Origin of the sequence: Actinomadura sp. 3N407 (assembly GCF_052245875.1) — a bacterium.
Classification (GTDB): Bacteria; Actinomycetota; Actinomycetes; order Streptosporangiales; family Streptosporangiaceae; genus Spirillospora.
In genome coordinates, this window is record NZ_JBQQBP010000006.1 from 254,629 (window position 1) to 273,944 (window position 19,316).

The window sequence follows — 19,316 nt, forward strand, 5'->3', positions numbered from 1 at the left end:
AGTACACCAGAAGGTTAGACATACCTCGTGATCCTTGTCACAGGAAATCGGAAACCGAGGCAAGGACGGGACGATGGTGACGACGGCGACCGGGGACTTGATCATCCCCCTTATGGGCACACCGGCCTCAGTGGGGCTCGCGCGCACACTTGTCGACGCGCGGATCCGCAAATGGAACTACTTTCACATTCTGGACAATGCACTTCTCGTCGTCTCGGAGCTCGTCACCAACGCGGCCGAGCAGACCCCGCACAGGGAGCTGCGCCTCCAGCTCAGCCGCGACGCGCACGGGATCATCATCGCCGTCTGGGACGGCGGCCCCGACCTCCCCTGGATCAAGCCCAGGGTCGACCTCAGCCTCGAAACCCTCGACCTCTCCGAGGACGCGTTCGACGACAACGGCGGCTGGGGTCTGCACATCGTCCGGGCGCTCTCCGCCGCATGCGACGTGACCCGCGACCCCAACGGCGGAAAATGGGTATGGGCCCGAATCGTTCCATGAAATGGGCACCAGTCCCCTGAAACCGGCAAGTCAGAGAAATCGCTTCAGTAGGTTGGCGGGATGAGCGTTGATGACAGGCTCTCAAAGGGGATCGGGCCGGCGGCGGTGATCGCACTGAAGCAGGCGGCGGCCGAGGACGACACGAACGCAGCACCCGCCTGGTGCGCGCGGCTGGCCGGGTTCGGACTGGTCGAGGAAGCCGAGGACCACTTCCGTCCGGCGGCCGGGGACGGCGACCTCGCCTCCGTCAAGTGCATGGTGTGGCTCGCCTGGGAGGCGGGCCGGGACAGCGACGCCGTGACCTGGCTCGGCCGCGCCGCCCAGGACGGAGACCCGTGGGCGATGTACGAGCTGGGACGGTCCCTGCCCCAGGAGGCGGAACGCTGGTATCGCCGCGCGGCGGAGGCGGGTCACGTCCCGGCGATGAACAACCTGGGTTCCGTCCTCAGCCGCGCCGGTCTCCGCGAGGAGGCGATGGACTGGTATCGGCGCGCCGCCGAGGCCGGTTTCGACATCGCGATGAACAACCTGGCCATCCAGTACGTCCTCCGGGGGAGCAACGCGGAGGCCGAGCGGTGGTTCCGTGAGGCCGCCACCGTCGGCAGCATCGATGGGATGGCCAACCTCGGACGCCTGAAGCTGGAGGCGGACGACCTTCCGGAGGCCGAGTCGTGGCTCACCGCCGCGGCCGAGAAGGGACATGCCGGCGCCGTGGAACTGCTCACCGGCCTGCTGACGCGGACCGGCCGTGCGGACGAGGCCGAGACCTGGCGGGCACGAACGGCCGCCGGGCAATGATGATCAATGTGGATCGCAGCAGCGTCGCCATGGGCGACGATGTCCTCCCCCATGCTGAGACGATCGATCTGCCACCCGAGACGTCCCTGTCCGACGTAGTGGCGTACCTCCTTGACCGGCACTTCCTCGCCTCGATCGCGAGCGGCAAGGCCACGTGGATTCTCGTCGCCGACAGTCCCCTGGCGGTCGTGGCGCAGCAGTGGGACGAACCGCGCTATCTCGTCGACTCGTCACGGCCGATCAACTCGTTCGGTGCGGACGGCCGTGTCTCGCTGATGTTCCGGTACTGGAAACAGCCTCAACGAGGCTTTCAGAGGGTGTCGAGGTCGGCGGACGGGCGTCCCCCGGAGAGTTCCGGGTAGCCGGGTCCCCGGTCGAAGAACGGGGTGGGGGCTCGTTCGGCGCGTAGGCGCACGCGCAGGGCCGTGGTCGCTTCCTCGTCGACGTGGCCGTCGTTCAGCACTACGCCGTAGTCGGTGCGGGCGCCTTCGGCTGAGACCTTGCCGTCGCGGACGTCGCCGGCCACGCGGGACGGGGCGCGGTTCAGGGGGTCGCCCCACCCGCCGCCGCCCGTGGTGCGGATGCGGATGATCTGGCCGGCCTTGACGGGATGGTCGTCCACGAGGCCCTCCATCTCCTCGCCGTCGATGTCGACGCGGAACGGACGTCCCGCGCGGCCCCCGTTGACGCCCCAGCAGGACAGGATCGAGCGGTCGGCGATCGACATGTAGTGGGCGTCGCGGAGCATGCGCAGGTGCTTGTCGTAGCCGAGGCCGCCGCGGTACTCCCCCGGTCCGCCGGAGTCGGCGGCCAGTCCGAGACGCTCGACGATGAACGGCCAGCGGGCCTCGGCGAACTCGGCGGGGATGTTGCGGGAGTCGGGCACGACGTGGATGGTGTCCTCGCCGTCGGCGTAGTAGCGGCCGCCGGAGCCGCCGCCGAGGACCTCGCGCATCAGGTAGGGGCCGCGGTCGTCCTCGCCGTAGACGCCTGTGTAGCGGATCGTCTCCTGGTCGGCGGGCATCCGGCCGCCCGTGGCCTTGGCCAGAACGCCCGCGAGGACGCCGAGGAGGCGCAGGATGACGAACGTGCGGGCGTTGGTCGGGGCCGGGAAGACGGGCGTCAGGAGTGTGCCCTTCTCCGGGAAGCGCATCTCGATGAGGGGTACGACGCCTTCGTTGACGTCCAGTTCGGCGGCGCGTTCGGGGGTGTCGGCCAGGTTCCGCAGGACGGGCGCCAGCCACTTCTTCAGGAAGACCCCGTCGGCGTAGTCGCCCGCGTGGTTGATGGGGCCCTTGGCCTGCGGGGACGTTCCCGCGAAGTCGATGATGAGCGGGACGTCCGCCGTCTTGTCGACGGTCAGCGTGATGCGCTGGGCGTGCAGGCGGGGCGGGTCCACGCCGTCGTGTTCGGCGTAGTCCTCCCAGACGAACGTCCCGTCCGGGATCTTGGAGAGCAGTTCGCGGCGGAACGTCTCGGTGGTCTTGTCGATGACGGCGTCGAAGCACGCCTCGATGTCGGCGCGGCCGTAGCGGGTGAACAGGTCGCCCAGGCGGCGGGCGCCCATGAGGCAGGCCGAGCATTCGGCGTCCAGGTCGCCGGCGAGGGAGTCGGGCATGCGCGAGTTGCGGGTCATGATGGTCAGGGCGGCCCGGTTCGGGACGCCCTGATCCCAGAGCTTGATCGGCGGGACCATCAGCCCCTCCTCGAACGCGCTGCGGGCGTGGCTCGGCATCGAGCCGGGGACGGCGCCGCCGATGTCGTCGTGGTGGCCGAACGCCTGGACGAACGCGACCACCTCGCCGTCGTGGAACACCGGGACCGTCACGCACAGGTCGGGGAGGTGCCCGATGCCGCCTTCCGACAGGTACACGTCGTTGTGGAAGAACACGTCCCCCGGGCGCATCTCCTCTGGCGGGAAGTCGCGGGCGACCGGCTGGACGAGCGCGGAGTACGAGCGGCCGGTGAGCTTGCGGAGGCGGCGGTCGTGGATGCCCGCGCGGAAGTCGTGCGCGTCCCGGATCATCGGGGAGCGGGCCGTCCGCGCGATGGCCGTCTCCACCTCGCGTTCCACCGACGCGAGCGTGCCCTCGACGATCTCCAGGAGGATCGGGTCGATCATCGGGTCACCACCAGGTTGCCGTAGCCGTCGGGTTTCGCGGTGAAGCCGGGGTGCAGCGGCAGCGTCGAGCCGAACTCCTCGATGACGGCCGGGCCCTCGACGACGTCGCCGGGCGCGAGTTTCTCGCGCCGGTAGACGGCCGTCTCCTCCCAGGCGTCGAAGTGGACGGGCCGCGTCCCGGTACGTGCGCGCGACGCGTCGCCGTCCCCGGGCGGACGTTCCGTCACGCGGGGGCGGGCGATCGGGCCGATGCCGGAGACCCGCAGGTTGACCCATTCGACGGGATGCCGGGGATCGTCGCGGTAGCAGTAGCCGTAGAGGGCCTCGTGGGCGTCGTGGAACCGGCGGACCACCTCGGCGCGGAACGTCTCGTCCGGGGGCCCGGCGGGCGCGGGGACCCGCACCTCGAACGCCTGCCCGTAGTACCGCAGGTCGGCGGAGCGGGCGAAGCGGCGCCCGTCCTCCGCGAACCCCTCGCGTTCGAGGGCGCCGGCGGCCTCCCCTTCGAGGTCGGCGTAGACGCCGTCCAGCAGCGCGGGGTCGAGTTCGGCGTCTCGGACGACGCGCGTCCGGACGCAGTCGTTCTTCACGTCCACCGTGAGCAGCCCGAACGCCGACAGGTTGCCGGGGTTCTCCGGGATGACGGCGGCGGGCAGCCCGAGGACGTCGAGCAGCCGGCACGCGAGCAGCGGCCCGGACCCGCCGAACGCGACGAGGGGGTAGTCGCGGACGTCCAGGCCACGCTTCACGGTGATCTGCCGGATGGCGTTCGCCTGGTTCCACGCCGAGATCTCCAGGACGCCGGCGGCGGCGCGCTCGAACGGCAGGCCCAGCCGTTCCGCGAGGGCTTCGACGCCGGTCCGGGCGGCGTCCACGTCCAGGGGGACCTCACCGCCGAGGAGGTGCGGCGGGATGCGGCCGAGGACGGCGTGGGCGTCGGTGACCGTCACCTCGGTGCCGCCGCGCCCGTAGCAGAGCGGGCCGGGGTCGGCGCCGGCGCTGCGCGGCCCGACCTTCAGCGCGCCCTCGGGCGACCGCCACGCGACCGAGCCGCCGCCCGCCCCGACGGTCACGATGTCGATCATCGGTATCTTGACGGGATGCCGCCCGATCGTCCCCTCGGTCGTGAGGGTCGGCTCGCCGTCCAGGACGACGGCGACGTCCGTGGACGTCCCGCCGCCGTCCAGCGTGACGACGGAGCCGTGGCCCCCTGTCCCATGACCACGGTGGGCCACGACGAACGCGGCGCCGAGCGCCCCCGCCGCCGGGCCGGACAGCACCGTCGTGATCGGCTGCCGGGCCACCTCCTCCGCCGACAGCACGCCCCCGTTGCTCTTCATCACCAGCAGGCGGGCCGCGACGCGTTCGGCGATCCGCGCCAGGTAGCCGTTCATCGCCGGTTTGACGGCGGCGTCCACGAGCGTCGTCACCGACCGCTCGTACTCGCGGTACTCGCGCAGCACCTCGCACGACAGCGACACCACCGCGTCCGGATGCTCGCGGGCCAGCACGTCCCGCATCGCCAGCTCGTGCGACGGGTCGGCGTAGGAGTGCAGGAAGCACACGCCGATCGCGAGGATCCCCGCGTCGCGGAACCAGCGCGCCGCCGCGACCGCCGACTCCTCGTCGAAGGGGCGCAGCTCCGCGCCGGTGTGGTCGAGCCGGCCGCCGACCGCCCGCACCCGGTGCACCGGGACGATCCGCGGCGGCTTCACCCAGAAGTAGCTGTTGCCGTACCCGTCCGGGACGCTCTGCCGCGCGATCTCCAGGACCGACTCGAACCCCTCGGTGGTGATGAACCCGAGGTCGTCGATCCGGTCCTCCAGCAGCCGGTTCGTCGCGACCGTCGTGCCGTGCGACAGCGACGCCACGTCCTCCGGTCCCGCGCCGAGCAGGCCCAGCACCTTGCCGACGCCGGCCGCGAATCCCTCCGCGGGGTCGGCGGGCGTCGAGGGCGTCTTGGTGGTGACGAGCCCTCCCCCGTCCCCCGGCGCGTCCATGTCCAGTGCGACGACGTCGGTGAACGTCCCGCCCGTGTCGATCCCGATCCGCAGCCGCCTCGCCATGGTCAAGGGTCTACCGGACGGCGCCCACCTGCGGAACCGTCGTGATCTGCCAATGGACGCGGCGTTCTTTCGTCAGGCCGCGTTGGGACTAGGCTGAACCGTCCATCCGACCGACGCAATCCACGAGACCGCTGGAGCCCGTTCATGGCGCTTGAACGCCCCGAGATCGACTTCCCCGAGGGCCGGCCGCCCGAGTACCTCGACATCACCGACATCAGCGAGGGCGACGGCCCCGAGGCCGCCAAGGGCTCGAACGTGTCGATGCACTACGTCGGCGTGTCGTGGTCCACCGGCGAGGAGTTCGACGCGTCCTGGAACCGGGGTTCCACCCTCGACTTCCAGCTCGGCAGCGGCCGCGTCATCAAGGGCTGGGACATGGGCATCGCCGGCATGAAGGTCGGCGGCCGCCGCAAGCTCGTCATCCCGCCGCACCTCGCCTACGGCGACCGCAGCCCGAGCCCCGCCATCAAGCCCGGCGAGACGCTCATCTTCGTCGTCGACCTGGTGGGCGTGAGCTGACCCGGGCATTGCAGAACGGCGGGCGACCCGCGGTGAGAACCGCCCCGGGTCGCCCGCCGTCGCCGTTCCAGGACGGCGGCACGCGCGGCGCGTGCGCCACGTGCGGCACCGATGCCGGTCAGCGGGTGCGGGAGCGGCGGCCCAAGAGGTAGCCGAGCGCGACCCCGGCGAGGGCGACGGCGCCGCCGGAGCCGAACGCGACGGCCATCGGCCAGGCCACGGACGCCCGCTCCGGCTCGGCCGCGGCGCGTCCCGCGTAGACCGCGCCTGCCGCGCCGGTCCCGGCCGGGGCCCCCGGTGCCGGTGGCGCGGCGGGCCCGGGTGCCGCGGCGGCAGCCCCAGGCGCGGGTGCCGGCGCGGTGAGGTCGCGTTCGACGGCGGCGAAGAACTCGCCGGCGGTGCGTTTGGCGACGCTTCCCAGCATCCGCTGGCCGACGCCGCCGACCATCCCGCCCACGACCGCGTCCGCGTCGTAGTCGATCCGCGTCGAGCCGTCGCCGTCGGTGAGCCGCACACGGACCGTGGCGTCCACCGTCCCCGGCGCCCCCTGCCCCCGTGCCCGCAGGACGAACGAGGACGGCGGATCGGGTTCGGCGAGTTCGACCTGCCCCACGTACGTGCCCTGGATCGAGGCGACGCCCGCCGAGACGGTCATGCGGTAGGTGTCGGGACCCGTCTCCTCCAGGGAACGGCACCCGGGGATCGTCCTGGCCAGAACGGCCGGATCCTGAAGCGCGTCCCACACGCGGGCGAGCGGCGCGGCGACGGTGGCACTGCCGTTGAGCTGCATGACCCGACTTTAGGTAATGCCGCCGCCGCGCCGAACGGCAACATCTGCCGAGTCCACGCCGAGGTTTGGGCGAAGCTACCCGGAGGGCGCCCGGAAATGGTCAGATATGTCCGGCAGGTTTCGTCGGCTGCGAACTCCGGTCGCCACCGGCGCGTCAACCGAAGCGCAACCCCCGAACGACCGACCCCCACCAACTGAACGGAGTACGCGGCAGATGCGAGGGAAGACGCCCGTCATCACCATGGCGGCCGCCGGAGTGCTCGGCGTGGCCGCGGGCGGCTGGCCCGTCGCGACCGCCCTCGCGGGCGACTCCGGACCGCCGATGCGCACCCAGCTCGCCTCGGTGCTCGGCGACCGGACGTGGGCGACGCCGAAACCCGGCTCCTGGACGATGCCGGAACCCTCCAAGGACGGGCTCCCCCCGGTCATCAAGAGCATCAAGACGCAGGACCGCGTCGTCTTCCTCACCATCGACGACGGCTACACCTACGACGCCGAGTTCGTGAACCTCGTCCGCAAGGAAAAGGTTCCCATGATGACGTTCCTGACCTCCACCTACATCAAGGGCCAGGGACAGTACTTCTGGGCCATGCGCAACGCGGGCTCGGTGATGGAGAACCACACCGTCAACCACCCCAACATGGCGACGCTCGGTGCCGACGCGCAGAAGAAGGAGATCTGCGAGGCGTCCGACGAGATCCAGAAGCAGTACGGGCGCCGCCCCGGAATCTTCCGCCCCCCGTTCGGCAGCTTCAACGAGACCACCCGCCAGATGGCCAAGGAGTGCGGCATCAAGTCGATCCTGCTGTGGTCGGCGGAGTTCTACAACGGCACGTCCGGCCCCGGCGTCGGCTTCAACGGCTTCGCGCGCAGCGACGGCGGCAAAGGCTTCAAGCCTGGCGACATCGTCCTCATGCACTACCGCAAGGGCCTCGCCCAGCAGCTCCAGATGATCCTGAAGTGGATCGAGCAGGCCGGCTTCCGGCCCGCCGCCGTGGAGAACTACCTGCCGAAATCCCTCGGCGGCAACGTCCCCGACAAGCCCGCGCACGGCTGAAAGCCGACCTTCCCGGAGGAATCCCGGTTACGCCGAACGCAAAGGCGGCCCTTCACTATCGTCAACACGCTGGCGGGGTTGAGGTCCCCCGCTCCCCGAGCCAACCCCGCCAGCACCCCCCGGTCGAGGTCCCCCACCTGCTGAACTCCGGCCGAGCCAACCGCGCCGGCAACCCCCGGTCAACCCGCGCGGACGCCTTCCCGGACGCGTAGGGACGGGTCGCTCGCGGCGCGCCGGCGGAGCATGTAGAGCGCGTCCGGGGAGATCGGCATCGAGTCCACGCGGACGCCCTCCGCGTCCTCGATCGCCGAGGCGATCACCGCCGACACCGGGATGACGCCCGCCTCCCCCGCGCCCTTGATGCCCAGGGGGTTCAGCGGCGACGGCGTCTCCAGATGGTCGGTCTCGATGCGGGGGATCTCCGTCGCGTACGGCATAAGGAAGTCCATGAACGAGGCGTTCAGAAGCTGCCCCGACTCGTCGTAGACCATCCGCTCGTACAGCGCGCCGCCGATGCCCTGCGCGACGCCGCCGTGGATCTGCCCCTCGACCACCATCGGGTTGATGAGCCGCCCGCAGTCGTGGACGACCGCGTACCGCAGGACGGCGATCTCCGCCGTGTCGGGGTCGACCTCCACGATCGCGGCGTGCGCCCCGGCCGCGAACGTGGACCGGACGGGCGAGTAGTAGTCGCGTCCCTCCAGCCCCGGCTCGTCCCCGGCCGCGACGGGCGGCTCGGTGACGGGGCGGCCGACCGCGAACTGCGTCGCCGCCGCGGCCTCCTCGTCGAACGCGTACCGCAGCGGGTTCGACAGCACCGCGACCGTCCGCAGCGGGACCGCCGACGACGGGTCGCCCCGCACGTGCACGACGCCGTCGGTGATGTCGAGGTCGCGGGGATCGGCCTCGAGGGCCTCGCCGGCGATGCGCAGCGCCTTGTCGCGCACCTTCCGGGCGGCGAGCGCGATCGCGTTGCCGCTCATGACCGCCGCGCGGGACGCGAACGTCCCGACCGCGTACCCGAACCGGCGGGTGTCGCCCGTCGTCACGTGCACGTCCTCGATGGGGACGCCGAGCTCGGCGGCGGCGATCTGCGCGAAGACCGTCTCGTGTCCCTGGCCCTGCGAGGTCAGCCCGGTGGAGACGTGCACCCGGCCGGCGGTGTCGATCTCGACGTGCCCGCCCTCGTACGGGCCGACGCCCGTCCCCTCGACGTAGACGCCGAGGCCGATGCCGAGGCGGCGGCCCCGGGACGCCGCGGCGGCGCGTTCGGCGTCGAAGCCGTCCCAGCCGATCAGGTCCCGCGCCTTGCGGAGCAGCTCCGGGTAGTCGCCCGAATCGTAGATGAGGGGGCGGCCGTCCTGGAACGTGAGGCCCTGGTCGTAGGGGAACTCGTCGGGCTGGATGAAGTTCGCGGCGCGCACGTCGGCGCGGTCGCGGCCGAGGTGGCGGGCGACGCGGTCCATCGTCCGCTCCATGCAGAACACGCCCTGCGGGCGGCCCGCACCCCGGTACGGGGTGACGATGAGGGTGTTGGTGTAGAGGCTGACGACCTCCGCCCGGTACGCGCCGATCTTGTACGGGCCGAGGAGCTGGGTGGACGTGACGATCGGGATGATGATCCCGTAAGGGGTGTAGGCGCCGTGGTCGTGCCGGATCCTGACGTCCAGGCCGAGGATGCGGCCGTCGTCGTCGAACCCGACCCGCACGTCCTGGAGCTGGCCGCGCTCGTGGGCGGCGGACACGAAGTGCTCGCGGCGGTCCTCGGTCCACTTGATCTCGCGGTCCAGCAGCCGCGCCGCCCACGGGACGAGGATCTCCTCCGGCCACGGGTGGACGATCTTGACGCCGAAGCCGCCGCCGACGTCCGGCGCGATCACCTCGACCTTGCCGTTCGGCAGCCCGAGCCGCGCGGCGATCGCGGCGCGCACGCTGGTGGACGCCTGCGTGGACGAGTACACGCGCAGCGACCCGTCGTCGGCGTCCCAACGCGCGTAGACGCCGCGTCCTTCGAGGGGCATGGAGGCGCTGCGCTCGATCGCGAGGCTGAACTCCAGCACGTGCGGGGCGGCGTCGATCGCGGCGGCGGCGTCCCCGTTCTCCTGGGTCAGGACGGCGCCGACGTTGCCCGGCACATCGTCGTGGACGAGATGCCCGGCCCGGGAGGCGGCCTCGATGCCGACGACGGCGGGCAGCGTCTCGTACTCCACGCGGATGCGTTCGGCGGCGTCCTCGGCCAGGTAGCGGTCGCGGGCGACGACCATCGCGACGGGCTCCCCGACGTGCCGGACGACGTCGCGGGCGAGCGGGTAGCCGGTGCGGCCGTGGGTGAGGGACGGGTGCGGGATCAGCAGCGGCAGCGGCTCCCCGACCCGGCCCGGCAGGTCCTCCCACGTGTGGACGGCGACGAGGCCGTCGACGTCGATGGCCCCCGACACGTCGATGTCGGCGATCCGGGCGTGCGCGTGCGGGGACCGCACGAACGCCGCCGCGAGGGCGTCGTGCCCGAGGTCGTCCAGGTAGCGGCCCCTTCCGGTGAGGAGCCTGCCGTCCTCGCGGCGCTCGACCGGCTCACCGAAGACCCGCGTCCCCATCTGGTTCTCCCCTTCTTCGACCGGCTGCTTCTTCGACCGGCTCCGCGAGCAGGTCGGCGGCGCGGTGCACCGACTTGACGATGTTCTGGTAGCCGGTGCAGCGGCACAGGTTCCCGGAGATCCCCTCAAGGACCTGGTCCTCCGTCGGACGCGGCGTCTCGCGCAGCAGCGCCGTGACCGTGCAGAGGAACCCGGGCGTGCAGAAGCCGCACTGCAGGCCGTGGCATTCGCGGAAGGCCCGCTGGACGGGTGACGGCGTCCCGTCCTCGGCGGCGAGGCCCTCGACGGTCGTGATCTCGTGCCCGGAGGCGGTGACGGCGAACATCAGGCACGACCGCACCGGCTCGCCGTCCAGCAGGACGGTGCAGCAGCCGCAGACGCCGTGCTCGCAGCCGACGTGGGTGCCGGTGAGCCCGAGGTCGTGCCGGAGCAGGTCCGACAGCAGCCGCCTCGCGGGGACGCGGGCCGTGCGGTGCGTCCCGTTGACGGTCAGCGCGACCTCGAAGCTCTCCTCCATCAATCTCCCGCCTTCCGCGGCGCCTCGTGCGCCGCGATCGTCAGGGCGCGCTCGGTGAGCACGCCGGTCAGGTGCCGCCGGTACTCGGCGCCCGCGTGGATGTCGGCTTCGGGGTCGACGCGTTCCCGGACGTGCGCGGCGGCCGCCGCCCAGTCGCCGTGCGGGCCCGCCGCGCCGGTCAGGTCGAGGACGAGCGGGACCGCGGAGATTCCGAGGTACCCGGCGCGGGCGGCCGACACCCGCAGGTCCTCGTCCAGGGTGACGACGGCGGCGACCCCGGTGAGCGCGTAGTCGCCGTGCCGCCGCGCCGTCTCGGCGAACGCGGTGCCGGTGCGCGGCGGCGCGGCCGGGAAGAACGCGGAGACGGCCAGCTCGCCGGGTTCCAGCGCCGACTCCAGCGGCCCCCTGAAGAACTCCGCGGCCGGGATCGTCCGGCGTCCCCGCGCGGACGCCGCCTCGACCGTCCCGCCGAGGACCGCCAGCACGGCGGGCATCTCCCCGGCGGGATCGGCGTGCGCGAGGCTCCCGACGACCGTGCCCCGGTTGCGGATGACGGGATGCGCGACGTGCCGGAGCGCCTGCGCGAGCAGCGGCTGGACGGCGGCGGCCTCCGCCGACCGCTCCACCCGCGCGTGCCGGGCGAGCGCGCCGACCCGCACGCCCCCGTCCCCCGCGTGGACGGTGTCGAGTCCGTCGACGCGGTTGATGTCGACGAGTTCGGACGGGGCGGCGAGCCGCATGTTGAGCAGCGGGATGAGGCTCTGGCCGCCGGCGAGGACCTTGCCCGACGGTGCGGCGGCGAGCGCGTCCAGCGCCTCGTCCAGGGTGGACGGGGCGTGGTAGCCGAACGGCGGTGGCTTCACTGCGCGGTCCCCTCAGCCGGTCTCGGTGCCGGGCGCTTCCTTCTTCGGGTGGCGGACCGGGCCGCCGATCTCCTTCTCCGACGGCGCGATGATGCCGCCGCCCGACCCGCTCGGCCTGCGCACCGCGTTCAGGACGTGGTACCCGAGCAGGACCGCGATGGTACCGAGCGCGATGCCCTGCAGCGGGAAGTCGTCGGTGATCTGAAGTGTCACGTTCCCGATCGCCAGGATGATCGCGGCCGCCACCGGGACGAGGTTGACGGGGTCGGCGAAGTCCACCCGGTTCTCGACCCAGATCTTCGCGCCGAGCAGGCCGATCATCCCGTACAGCACGACGGTGATGCCGCCGAGGACGCCGCCGGGTGTCGCGGCGACCAGCGCGCCGAACTTGGGGCACAGCCCGAACAGGATCGCCACGGCCGCGGCGACGTAGTACGCGGCCGTCGAGTAGATCCGCGTCGCGGCCATCACGCCGATGTTCTCGGCGTAGGTGGTGGTGGGCGAGCCGCCGACCGAGGAGGCCAGGACGGTGCCGACGCCGTCGGCGGCGATGGCGCGGCCGAGGACGGGATCGAGGTCGTCACCGGTCATCGCCGACACGGCCTTGACGTGCCCGGTGTTCTCCGCGATCAGCGCGATCACCGCCGGCAGCGCCAGCAGGATCGCCGAGGTCTTGAAGTCGGGGCCGTGCAGGCTGGGGAACCCGAACCAGCTGGCCGACTCCACGCCGGAGAAGTCGACCCGGTCGTGCGCGAACGGGGTCGCGACGCAGTAGGGCCCCTCCGCCGCGCACGGCCGGCCCGACGCGTCCAGCAGGTTCTGACCGGGCAGCACCGAGGTGATCGAACCGACGACCTTGTCGAGGACCCACGACAGGACATAGCCGAACACCAGCGCCAGCAGGATCGTGATGCGCGCCCAGAACCCGCGCAGCAGCACCGCGCACAGCACTGCGAAGGCCAGCGTCGCCAGCGCCACCCACTGGTCCTGCGGCCAGTAGACGGTGGCGACCACCGGGGCCAGGTTGAACCCGATCAGCATGACCACGGCGCCGGTCACCACCGGCGGGAAGATCCGGTGGATGACGTCGCCGCCCACGAAATGGATCAGCACGCCCGCCCCCGCGAGCACGAGGCCCGCGACGAGGATCGCGCCGGTCACGGTGGCGCTGTCGCCGCCCGCCGCGCGGATCGCCGCGACCGCGCCGACGAACGACGCGCTCGTGCCGAGGTAGCTCGGCACCTGACCGCCGACGATCAGCAGGAACAGGACCGTCGCGACCCCGGACATCATGATGGCCAGGTTGGGGTCGAGGCCCATCACGACGGGGAACACGAACGTCGCCCCGAACATCGCCACCACATGCTGGGCCCCGATGCCCGCGGTGCGCGGCCACGACAGCCGCTCGTCGGGTCTGACCACCTCGCCGGGCGGCGGTGTGCGTCCGTCGCCGTGCAGCCTCCAGCCGATCACCATCGGGGGCCCCTCCCTGCTCAACCGACCGCGTTCCTGCGGGCAAGGTAGATCTACCCTGGTGGGCGGGCATCGGCGACATCTGCCAAAGCCCGCCCCCTTGATTGGGAGGACCGGCCGGTGCGGCCGCCGCCCGGCGCGCCGGCGGGACGCGCGCGAGGCGGTGGCACTACCCTCAGATACCGCGCATGCGCAGTACGTGAAGGGCGAGGGTGAGGTTGAGCCGCAGATGCGCGTCCTCGGTGAACGCCCCGAGCATCCGTTCCAGTTTCCCGATGCGGTAACGCAGCGTGTTGTAGTGGAAGTGGAGCCTGCGCGCCGTCTCCGCGACGTTGAGGTTGGTCTCCAGCAGCACCTGCAGGGTGCGGCGGAGGTCCACCAGCTCCGGCTCGTCGTCGGCGGCCAGGTCGCCCAGCGTCTCCCGGACGAACGCGTGCAGCTCCTCCGGGTCGGACACCAGGCTCAGCAGCCGGTACACGCCGAGCTGGTCGAAATGCGCCCGCGCGCCCGCGCCGTTGAGCTGGCGGCCGACCCTGACGGCCTTGACCGCCTGCTCGTACGCCTCGGGCAGCGCGGCCGGGGACGACACCGTCCGGCTGATGCCGGTGGAGAACGTCCGCCGCACCGGCAGATGCTCCGCGAAGATCGACGACGCCTCTTTGACCATCGCCTGGACCGGTCCCGCCGTCAACTCGGCCGGATCGACGCCGTCCGCGCCGACGATCGCGACGACCTCGTGCGCGAAGCTCGCGACGGCCGCGCCCCGGTCGTGCCGCCGGACGGCCGTCGTCCAGGCGGCGGCGAGCCGCTCCTGCGCGGACCGTTCCTCTATGCCGCGGCCGCCGCGCGTCCCGCCGTCGGAGTCGGCTCCCTTGCCGCGGCCCTTCCCGTCGTTCTCGGGGGCCGTGGCCGGAACCGGCCCGCCGGTTCCGCGCGGGCGGCCGTCGAGTTCCGCGACGACGACCATCACCGGGCGGTCCAGGTCCCAGCCGAACCCGTCGCAGTGGGCGATGACCCGGTCGTCGTCGCCCGCGCGGCCCGCGAGGATGTCGCGCAGGAAGTCGGCGCGGTACTTGCTCTCGACGGCGGCGACGGCCTGCTGCTTGGTCACCACGAGCGCGGCGACGGTCGCGGCCCGTTCCAGGATGCCGAGGTCGGTGCCGCGCAGCGTGCCGTCCGGGCTGAACGCGACGATGCGGCCGTGGTCGAAGCCGCCCGCCATCACGGGGACGACCAGGTGGTCGCCGGTGCCGTGCGCGCCGATGATGCCGCAGCCGCCGCGCCCGCACGCCGCGTGCCGGCCCGCGTCGAACGCGCGCATCGCCTGGACGTCCTCGTCCGGCCCGGCGCCGGCGAGCACGCGCTGCTCGCCGTCCAGGACGACGACCGCGACCTCCAGCAGAGTCGCGACCTCGTCCACGACCTCCTGGAGGCCGCCGCCGCACAGCACGATCTGCACGAGCGCCCGGTGCACCTCCTCGGTGCGCGCGAGCACGGCCGCCTGCCGGTTCAGGATGTCGGTCAGGACCTGGTTGAGGATGTCGTCGAAGCCGACGTCGTTGGGGAGCAGGATCAGGGGGAAGCCGCGCCGGTCCGCCTGCGCGATCATCTCGGCGGGCAGCGAGTCCAGGTAGCGGCCCAGCTTGATGGCCAGCGCCGCGAGGCCGCGCTCGTCCAGGTCCGCGACCAGGTTGCCGAGCGACTGGGGCGTGTTGCGGAGGGGGTAGCCGGTGGTCAGGAGCAGCTCGTTCGGTTTGACCCACGACAGGATGTCGGGGACCTCCATCACGTTGAGCCGCTGGACGATGCGCTCGAGTCCGGCCCGTCCCGCGATGAGGCGGGCGCCGTTGAGGGTGCTGACGCCGAGGACCTCTCCGACCGACAGGCCATAGGTCAGTGTTCCGGTGCTCGCGAGCCTGAGAGCCGGTGGGCCCGGGTCCGCGCTGGTGTAACTCATGCCAGGGGTCACCTCGCCTTTTGGTGCGTACATCGCCCGTTACGGCGTGATCGCTACCTGTTCCTGATCAACACTGACAACAAAGACGAACGATGACAACCATCCTTGGCAGCTTTTCCCATACGTCCGCCGCGGGGGCCGTTCTACCGTCTCCGCAGAGGCCGGTCCGACCGCGCAACCGGACGCAGCGTGCGGGACGGCTACCGACACCGGCCTCGGGAGGATCCGTGACTGCCCTCGTGCGCGACCCGATTCCGCTCCCGGCACGGCCCGGCGGGCGGCCGCCCGCCGCCGGCGCCGCGAGCCTCGCGCTGCGGCCGCTGCTGGACCCGCCGCGCCGCGCGGCGCGGGTCATCGCCGTCTTCCCGTCGGCGGTGTACGTGGAGATGCGGGGCGGCCCCGAGCCGCGCGTGCTCGCCGTCGTCACCTCCGACGCGCACCGGCTGCCGAACGCGGTGGTGGTCGTCGCGACGCGCCGCGAGCACCCGTTCCGCTCCGTCCGCGAGGGCGGCGACGCCTTCGTCGGCGACGGACGGGTGGAGGCGGACGGGCTGCGGGTCCGGGTCCGCCGCTGGTGGGACCCGTCGCCCGTGCTCGGCGGGATGCAGCCCGCCGCGCTCGCGACCGGCGTCCGGTCGCTGGAGGCCGCGTTCACCGACGCCGGGATGGCGGGCGGCGGCCTCGCCGGCCACCCGGACCCCGACGCCCTCGCCCGGTGCTGCGCCGCCGGCGACCTCGCGGGCGCCGTGGAGGCGGCCGAGCGGATCGTGGGCCTCGGCCCGGGACTCACGCCGAGCGGCGACGACATCCTGTGCGGCCTGCTGGTGTCGCTGCGGCTGGTCGGCGACGCGGTCCGGCACGGCCGGACGGCGGTGTGGCTGGCCGACTGGCTCGGCGCCGCCGTCACCGCCGACGCGGGCACCCGCACGACCGCGCTGGCCGCGACGCTGCTGCACTGCGCGGCGGCGGGCGGCGCGGGCGCCGAGGTCGCCGCGGTGCTGCGCTGCGTCGCCGGGCACGAACCGCCGACCGCGGCCGTCCGGCGTCTCCTCGCCGTCGGCCACACCTCCGGCACCGACCTCGCGCTCGGTGTCCTCGCCGGCTGCCGCGCCACCCTCGCCCTCACCGCGCGCACCGCGCACACCGCGCACGCCACTCGCCGTACCCCGAGGGTCCCTGCATGAGCGACTGGGTCGAGGTGCGGCGGGGGAGCTACCACGATTCGGTCACGCTCATGCGGGTGAGCCGGTCGTTGTCGGAACGTCCCGGGGTGTCGGGGGCGATGGTGGCGATGGGCACCGAACTCAACCGGGAGATGTTCGGCCGGATGGGCTTCGAGGTCCCGGCGGACGCGGGACCCGACGACCTGGTCGTGGCGATACGGGTGGACGGTGTCGGCGTCGGCGAGGCGCGCGAGGCGCTGGACGGGCTGCTGCGCGACGCGTCCCGCCCGCCCGCCGGGACCGGGGTGCTGGGCGCGCCGGCGCCGGCGCGGACGACCGGGTCGGCGGCGGCCCGCGCGGACGCGACCGTCGCGCTGCTGTCGGTGCCGGGCCCGCACGTGTTCCCCGAGGCGATGGACGCCCTCGGCGCCGGGCTCAACGTGATGATCTTCAGCGACAATGTGCCGCTCGCCCAGGAGATCGCGCTGAAGGAGGCGGCGGCGCGGCGCGGCCTCATCGTGATGGGCCCCGACTGCGGGACGGCGGTGATCGGCGGCGCGGGCCTCGGGTTCGCGAACGCGGTGCGTCCCGGGCCGGTGGGGATCGTCGCGGCGTCCGGGACGGGCGCGCAGCAGCTGATGTGCCTGCTGGACGCGGCCGGCGTCGGCGTCGGCCATGTGCTGGGCGTCGGCGGCCGGGACCTGTCGCCGGAGGTGAGCGGCCGGTCGGCGCTCGCGGCGCTGGCAGCGCTGGACGCCGACCCGGGCACCGAGCTGATCGTGCTGGTGTCCAAGCCGCCCGCGCCGCAGGTCGCGGACCTGATCCGGGAGGCGGCGAGGCGGCTGGACACCCCCGTCGTGTTCGCGCTGCCGATGGCCGGCGAGGACGACCTCACCCAGGCGGCGGAGAAGACGGTGAAGACGCTCGGCCGGGTCGTTCCGGAGTGGCCGCGGTGGGCGGCGCCGAGGCGTCCGGTGCCGGTCGCCGGGCGGGCGCTGCGCGGCCTGTTCGCGGGCGGGACGCTGCGCGACGAGGCGGAGATGATCGCGCGGGGGGCGCTGGGCTGGGATCTGGAGGCCCGCGGCCACCGGTTCACCGACTTCGGCGACGACGCCTACACGCGGGGCCGCGCCCACCCGATGATCGACCCGACGCTGCGGCTGGAGGCGCTGGCCGCCGAGGCGTCCGGCGGCGAATGCGGCGTCCTGCTGCTGGACGTGGTGCTCGGGCACGGCGCCGAACCCGACCCGGCCGCGGCGCTCGCCCCCGCCATCGCCGAGGCGGTGAAGGACCGACCCGACCTGGCCGCCGTCGTGTCGCTGTGCGGGACGCCCGCGGACCCGCAGGACCGCGACCGGCAGGCCGCGGCGCTGCGCGACGCGGGCGCGGACGTGTTCGCCTCCAACGCCGAGGCGACCCGGCACGCCCTGTCCATGGTGGAAGAGGTGCCCGGATGAACGACCAGAGGCACCGGCTCGGCGGGCTGCTCACCCGCGACCCCGCGGTCGTCGCCGCCGGCGTGGAGGTCCTCGCCGGCGCGCTCGCCGAGCAGGCCGTCCCGGTGGAGACGGTCGACTGGCGGCCGCCGCCCGCCGGGACCGAGCAGGCGCTCGCGGCCGTGCTCGGCGACCCGGGCCACGCGGACGCCAACGCCCGCGCCGTGCGGCGCATGGTGACGGCCCGTCCCCACCTCGTGGACGTGCGGCCGGCCCGTGAGGTGCTCGGCCTGGACCCGGGAACGTTCCTGCACGCGGGCCCGCCGCTGGAGTGGGAACGCGCGTCCGGCCCGATGCGCGGCGCGCTCATCGGCGCGATGCTCCTGGAAGGGCTGGCGGAGACGCCGCTCGGCGCCGAACGGGAGCTGGAGCGTGGGGCGGCCACGCTCGAACCGTGCCACCACCACGCCACGGTGGGGCCGATGGCCGGTGTCGTCAGCCCGTCCATGTGGATGTGGGTGGTGGAGGACACCGAGCACGGCGGCAGGTCGTACTGCTCGCTCAACGAGGGGCTCGGGAAGGTCCTGCGGTACGGGGCGTACGGGCCGGAGGTCATCGAGCGGCTGACGTGGATGGGCGAGGTGCTCGGGCCGGCGCTTCAGGCGGCCGTGCGCCGGCACGGCCCCCTCGACCTGATGTCGGTCATCGCGCAGGCGCTGCAGATGGGCGACGAGCTGCACAACCGGAACCGGGCGGCGACGTCGCTGCTGCTGCGCGAGCTGGCGCCCGACCTGGCCGCCGCCGAGGACGTCCCGCGCGGCCTGGCCGCCGAGGCGCTGCGGTTCGCGGCGGGCAACGAGCACTTCTTCCTGAACCCGGGGATGGCGGCGGCGAAGGCGTGCGCGGACGCGGCCCGCGGCGTCCCCGGCTCCAGCCTCGTCGTGGCGATGGCCCGCAACGGCACCGACTTCGGCATCCAGGTGTCGGGGACGGGCGACCGCTGGTTCACGGCTCCGGCCGGGGTACCGGACGGCCTCTACCTGGGCGACTACGGCCCGGACGACGCCAACCCCGACATCGGCGACTCGACGATCACCGAGACGGCCGGGATGGGCGGGTTCGCGCTCGCCGCCGCGCCCGCGATCGTCCGGTTCGTCGGCGGCGAGGTCCCGGACGCGGTGGCCGCCACCCAGCGGATGTACGAGATCACGCTCGCGGAGCATCCGTCGCTGCAGATCCCGCTGCTGTCGTTCCGGGGCACCCCGGCCGGGATCGACGTCACACGCGTCGTCCGCACCGGGATCCTGCCGGTCATCGACACCGGCATCGCGGGACGGGAGGCGGGCACCGGCCAGGTCGGCGCCGGCCTGGTCGAACCGCCGGCGGAGATCTTCGCCGACGCCCTGCACGCCCTGGCGGAGAGCGCGTAGGGGTCACGGCGGCGGGTAGCGTCCCGGAC

General features: G+C 73.1%; 16 protein-coding genes. 8 read left to right on the plus strand and 8 right to left on the minus strand.

Annotated elements, in window-relative coordinates; translation table 11 throughout:
• Positions 1-112 precede the first annotated feature (112 nt).
• Genes ACTWPP_RS17645 through ACTWPP_RS17655 form a run of 3 tightly spaced genes read left to right on the plus strand, consistent with a single transcriptional unit; the run spans position 113 to position 1,662 of the window.
• Positions 113-502 (plus strand): ATP-binding protein, encoded by a 390-nt coding sequence (locus ACTWPP_RS17645; RefSeq protein WP_443105347.1) that lies wholly within the window; start codon positions 113-115, stop codon positions 500-502.
• 60 nt (positions 503-562) lie between these two features.
• A complete protein-coding gene (locus ACTWPP_RS17650) occupies positions 563-1,300 on the plus strand; it encodes a tetratricopeptide repeat protein (RefSeq protein WP_443105348.1) in 738 nt (245 codons plus the stop codon).
• An 8-nt stretch (positions 1,301-1,308) separates the two neighbouring features.
• The gene (locus tag ACTWPP_RS17655; RefSeq protein ID WP_443105349.1) at positions 1,309-1,662 is read left to right on the plus strand and encodes a hypothetical protein; all 354 of its coding nucleotides are present in this window, start codon (positions 1,309-1,311) and stop codon (positions 1,660-1,662) included.
• Here ACTWPP_RS17655 and ACTWPP_RS17660 read toward each other — a convergent pair.
• Positions 1,611-3,422 (minus strand): hydantoinase B/oxoprolinase family protein, encoded by a 1,812-nt coding sequence (locus ACTWPP_RS17660; RefSeq protein ID WP_443105350.1) that lies wholly within the window; start codon positions 3,420-3,422, stop codon positions 1,611-1,613. The genes ACTWPP_RS17655 and ACTWPP_RS17660 overlap by 52 nt on opposite strands.
• On the minus strand, positions 3,419-5,488 hold the full coding sequence (locus ACTWPP_RS17665) for a hydantoinase/oxoprolinase family protein (protein WP_443105351.1): 2,070 nt from the start codon (positions 5,486-5,488) through the stop codon (positions 3,419-3,421). Before ACTWPP_RS17665 ends, ACTWPP_RS17660 begins: the two co-directional genes overlap by 4 nt.
• 144 nt (positions 5,489-5,632) lie before the next feature.
• On the opposite strand from ACTWPP_RS17665, the gene ACTWPP_RS17670 reads away from it, so the two are divergent.
• Complete coding sequence (locus ACTWPP_RS17670) at positions 5,633-6,007, plus strand: FKBP-type peptidyl-prolyl cis-trans isomerase (protein ID WP_443105352.1); 375 nt, start codon at positions 5,633-5,635, stop codon at positions 6,005-6,007.
• Positions 6,008-6,125: 118 nt separating this feature from the next.
• On the opposite strand, the gene ACTWPP_RS17675 is transcribed toward ACTWPP_RS17670, so the two are convergent.
• Entirely contained in the window at positions 6,126-6,797 is a 672-nt protein-coding gene (locus ACTWPP_RS17675; RefSeq protein WP_443105353.1) for an SRPBCC family protein, read from the minus strand.
• A 214-nt stretch (positions 6,798-7,011) separates the two neighbouring features.
• Between ACTWPP_RS17675 and ACTWPP_RS17680 the strand changes: the two genes are divergently transcribed.
• A complete protein-coding gene (locus ACTWPP_RS17680) occupies positions 7,012-7,854 on the plus strand; it encodes a polysaccharide deacetylase family protein (protein WP_443105354.1) in 843 nt (280 codons plus the stop codon).
• Between the two features lie 179 nt (positions 7,855-8,033).
• On the opposite strand, the gene cutA is transcribed toward ACTWPP_RS17680, so the two are convergent.
• The 5 genes from cutA to ACTWPP_RS17705 form a co-directional block, all read right to left on the minus strand.
• Positions 8,034-10,448 carry an aerobic carbon-monoxide dehydrogenase large subunit gene (gene cutA / locus ACTWPP_RS17685; RefSeq protein WP_443105355.1) on the minus strand — a complete coding sequence of 805 codons (2,415 nt, stop codon included), beginning with the start codon at positions 10,446-10,448 and terminating at the stop codon, positions 8,034-8,036.
• Positions 10,426-10,965 carry a (2Fe-2S)-binding protein gene (locus ACTWPP_RS17690; protein ID WP_443105356.1) on the minus strand — a complete coding sequence of 180 codons (540 nt, stop codon included), beginning with the start codon at positions 10,963-10,965 and terminating at the stop codon, positions 10,426-10,428. The genes cutA and ACTWPP_RS17690 overlap by 23 nt, the downstream gene beginning before the upstream one ends.
• Positions 10,965-11,828, minus strand: a complete 864-nt coding sequence (locus ACTWPP_RS17695; protein ID WP_443105357.1) for an FAD binding domain-containing protein — start codon at positions 11,826-11,828, stop codon at positions 10,965-10,967. The genes ACTWPP_RS17690 and ACTWPP_RS17695 overlap by 1 nt, the downstream gene beginning before the upstream one ends.
• Before the next feature lie 12 nt (positions 11,829-11,840).
• Entirely contained in the window at positions 11,841-13,304 is a 1,464-nt protein-coding gene (locus ACTWPP_RS17700) for a uracil-xanthine permease family protein (RefSeq protein WP_443105358.1), read from the minus strand.
• 172 nt (positions 13,305-13,476) lie between these two features.
• A complete protein-coding gene (locus tag ACTWPP_RS17705) occupies positions 13,477-15,258 on the minus strand; it encodes a PucR family transcriptional regulator (protein WP_443105359.1) in 1,782 nt (593 codons plus the stop codon).
• Between the two features lie 227 nt (positions 15,259-15,485).
• On the opposite strand from ACTWPP_RS17705, the gene ACTWPP_RS17710 reads away from it, so the two are divergent.
• From ACTWPP_RS17710 to ACTWPP_RS17720, 3 genes are read left to right on the plus strand one after another with little or no spacing between them, the layout of a single operon-like run.
• Positions 15,486-16,442 (plus strand): DUF2877 domain-containing protein, encoded by a 957-nt coding sequence (locus ACTWPP_RS17710; RefSeq protein ID WP_443105360.1) that lies wholly within the window; start codon positions 15,486-15,488, stop codon positions 16,440-16,442.
• A complete protein-coding gene (locus ACTWPP_RS17715) occupies positions 16,439-17,878 on the plus strand; it encodes an FdrA family protein (protein WP_443105361.1) in 1,440 nt (479 codons plus the stop codon). The genes ACTWPP_RS17710 and ACTWPP_RS17715 overlap by 4 nt, the downstream gene beginning before the upstream one ends.
• Positions 17,875-19,287: a DUF1116 domain-containing protein gene (locus tag ACTWPP_RS17720; protein WP_443105362.1), complete on the plus strand. Its 1,413-nt coding sequence runs from the start codon at positions 17,875-17,877 to the stop codon at positions 19,285-19,287. Before ACTWPP_RS17715 ends, ACTWPP_RS17720 begins: the two co-directional genes overlap by 4 nt.
• The last annotated feature ends 29 nt before the right edge of the window (positions 19,288-19,316 follow it).